Source organism: Fulvimarina thalattae, assembly GCF_040239565.1.
Classification (GTDB): domain Bacteria; phylum Pseudomonadota; class Alphaproteobacteria; order Rhizobiales; family Rhizobiaceae; genus Fulvimarina.
This window is the reverse complement of record NZ_JBEHWS010000050.1, coordinates 1-3,002: the sequence shown is the minus strand read 5'-3', so window position 1 is coordinate 3,002 and position 3,002 is coordinate 1. Positions and strand designations below refer to the sequence as shown.

Annotated in this window: 4 protein-coding genes; all 4 read right to left on the bottom strand. The window is 55.6% G+C overall.

Annotated elements, in window-relative coordinates:
* On the bottom strand, positions 1-218 hold a 218-nt coding region (locus ABRA89_RS20220), incomplete at its 3' end, for a hypothetical protein (RefSeq protein WP_349943307.1).
* A 151-nt stretch (positions 219-369) separates the two neighbouring features.
* Positions 370-1,485 carry a hypothetical protein gene (locus ABRA89_RS20215; protein ID WP_349943306.1) on the bottom strand — a complete coding sequence of 372 codons (1,116 nt, stop codon included), beginning with the start codon at positions 1,483-1,485 and terminating at the stop codon, positions 370-372.
* 106 nt (positions 1,486-1,591) lie between these two features.
* The gene (locus ABRA89_RS20210) at positions 1,592-2,719 is read right to left on the bottom strand and encodes a hypothetical protein (RefSeq protein ID WP_349943305.1); all 1,128 of its coding nucleotides are present in this window, start codon (positions 2,717-2,719) and stop codon (positions 1,592-1,594) included.
* A 5-nt stretch (positions 2,720-2,724) separates the two neighbouring features.
* On the bottom strand, positions 2,725-3,002 hold a 278-nt coding region (locus tag ABRA89_RS20205), incomplete at its 5' end, for a hypothetical protein (protein WP_349943304.1).

Sequence of the window (3,002 nt, the reverse complement as noted above, 5' to 3'; positions counted from 1 at the left end):
GCGGCATCGAGCGCGATGTTTCGCTCGGCCGACTGGACGATCCGCGTGCCCTCGATGCGGATCGTCCCGTCCGGGTGAAGAATTGCCCGCGACTTGCCGTTCTGGATGGTAAGAGCGCCGGAGTCGGCATCGATCTCGATCATGTCGGCAAGCGCCATCAGCTTCGACCATACCTCCAGCGAATCATCGAAACTTTTCGGTCTCGGTATATTGTTCATGGCTGGTCTTTCGTTTGCCTATGGCTTGCCGTAAAGCGCCCTGCCGATGGGCCAAGGGCGCTATTTCGGGATGAAGTCGAATTGCGCCCCGCACGCATAGCTTATTCCGAGATGAAAGTGTCATTTCTTGAGGCCATCGAGCGGTGCAACCTCATGTCTTCCAGTAGTCTTCGATGCCTATCCGCAGCTGATATTCCACAAGCGTCGGGTTCAAGGTCGCGGCCCGGTGCCACATATCGGTCGGATACGTAGACAGGACCGCGTAGCCGACGACATGGCCCTCCTTGATCGACAAGAAGACATCCAGGCCAGCCGGCATAGCAAGCTTCGGAAAAGTCAGTTTGAACGAATGCAGGCCATTGAAATCGACGAGACCGTTGAGCTCGGGGAACTTCCAGACCTTTCCCAACGCCTCGATCTTCCGCGGCTGATCCGGCAAGACATTATCGAGCAGAATCTCGCCCAGCGTCTCTGCCAATTGCGCAGACTTATCTTCAACACTGCCACTTGCGCCACGTGCATCGACAGAGAATAGCATCGCGGCGGAGTTTTTCTGTTCATCCGCCTCATCGATAAAGAACGCAAAAGCTCCAAGCTTCGGGTCTTGAGTGTTCTCGATCGGGAGGGGTTTCCATGCCGGTGGAAGCTCCACGACAATCTTCTTGCCCGCCCCAGCGGTGCTCGTGAGCGACAAGTCTCGCTCCTCAAAGGATGCCAGCACCGGGTCCTCGTCGAGCGACTGATTGAAACGGATCGATCCGACGAAAGCCGCGATGTTCGGGCCGAAGGAATCCCAGCTCTCCTCAGGACCATCGGCGCGTATGATCAGAAGCTCGTCGGCACGGCGAAATACCGAGATTCGAGTAAAGTCTTGCACCCCGTCCTCGTTCTTGCGCCCGGTCATCACCTCGCCAAATTTGGGATCATGCGCTTTCACGCCGAAATTCAGGGGCCCCCATTCAGATGCGAAAAAGCGAGCATAGTCGGCTGCAAGTCCAACCTTTGCCGGCTTGATCTTCGCTGCGAACACATGGATCTCACCTTGATCCCGGTTTACTGGATCGTATCCGAGGTAAACTTCGAAAAATTCCGTGAAAAGCTCTGAAGTTTGAAACTCTTCGACCGGTTTATCGGTCTTGTTCCAGATAAAGCCCTCGAGTTTCGACGTCGTAAAGTCGAGATACTCGAAGCCCTTCAGCGAAAATTTTTGCGTGGAATCTTGGCGATCTTCCAGTGTGAGCAAGGCGTCTGCCTGAGTCTGTGCCATGGTCACTCCGTGTTTGAATAGACATACTGCGCTGGCCACGAATGACACGACCAGTATTTTCTTTAGCAAATCGTGGAACACTCTTGGCCACTCCTTTGTTCGCCACTCATAGCCCGAGGAAGCCCTTTAGCTTGTCGAACCCCATGATACTGCCCTTGACCTTTGCGCTGGCGCCCGCGCCAAGGCCCAATTTCGCGCCAGCTTCTGCACTGGCCTTGCCTTTTTCGTAACCGATCTTTCCATCGACTTCTGCCTGCGCACCCACGGAGGCACCGACCTCACCGCCGACGCAAAAGCCGATATCCCAGTTCTCGTCGAGGCCTTCGTAGTCATCGCCAACGGACCAGTTATAGGCACTAATCGCTAGGTTGCTGACGCGGCGGGGAGTTACGCAAATCTCGCCCCCCATCTTGCCTTCAATCAAGTTTGCGCTCGCTCCGAGTTTTCCTGAAGCCGTCGCCTGCTCTGCAGTCAGGATCACTTCGCCCGACGCTTCTGCGCTTGCGCGCATTACTGCGCCGCTGGCGTCACCTTTGACGAAGCCGTCTTCCCGTGTCTTGACGCTTCCCTTCATCATGTACGCTTCGGCAGAAGCCTTAGCGCTTCCTTTCAGCCCCTTACTTGTGACCGATCCTTTGGCTTCCGCAGCCGCTTCACCACCAAGTACGGAGCCTTTGCCGCTGGCAAAACTATCATCATCGCCGAAGCTGCCTTCGGCCACGGCCGCACTCGCCTTGGCTTCGGCCTTACCTTCGACAATCGTGACTTCTTTTTCCTGGAATTTGCCACGAAAGTCGTTGTCGACCTTGTCTCTGCTCTCCGTCGTCGTCTTACCGGTCTTAAGATCGCGCTTGTTACTCTTGCCCCACTCGTTCCCGACACCGCCATCCTTCAATTTGCTTTCGACCGATGGACCGGACACCGAGGTCGAATTCTCGTCTTCCTTTGCCTCATTTTCAGGATAGGAATCGCGCGCTGGTGGTACAACCTTGTTTGCAGAGAGGCCCTGAACATAGTCCCGCAGACTCGCGATGTCGGACTCGTCGGTCGCCGCCCGGCTTGGCGTCGCCATCAGTCCACCGTCGGCGGGCCGCCAATGAGAAGGTTCGTAGGTCCATTTTTTGCTGAGCGGAATATCGCTTCGGAGCATGTCCTTTGCAGCCGCGACACCATCGAACGGTGGCGTCCCACGCAGGATCTGCGGATTGTCTATTCTGCGACCGGCGTCGGACATCGCGATTACTCGTTGGAGTCGATACGATCAGCGACGAACTTGATCCGTTTTCCCGAGATCAGGATGTCGCCTTCTTTCGACATCGACAGCATCGAATTTTCGCCGACCTTAATTGTCAGCTGATCGCCGACCCGAATGTTGTGGACCTTACCAACATCTAGGTGGATTCCAGCATGAAGTGCAACGTGATCATGAGAAGCGGATTTGGACGTCTTTGCCAAGTTCTTTGAGCATGGCTTGGAGAGGCGTGACGAAGCCGAGGCATTTTCTCGGTGTCGTATTG

Bases quoted from the DNA above. Each gene is read 5' to 3' on its own strand.
- ABRA89_RS20210 (WP_349943305.1), bottom strand. From the start codon at position 2,719: ATGTCCGACGCCGGTCGCAGAATAGACAATCCGCAGATCCTGCGTGGG.
- ABRA89_RS20215 (WP_349943306.1), bottom strand. From the start codon at position 1,485: ATGGCACAGACTCAGGCAGACGCCTTGCTCACACTGGAAGATCGCCAA.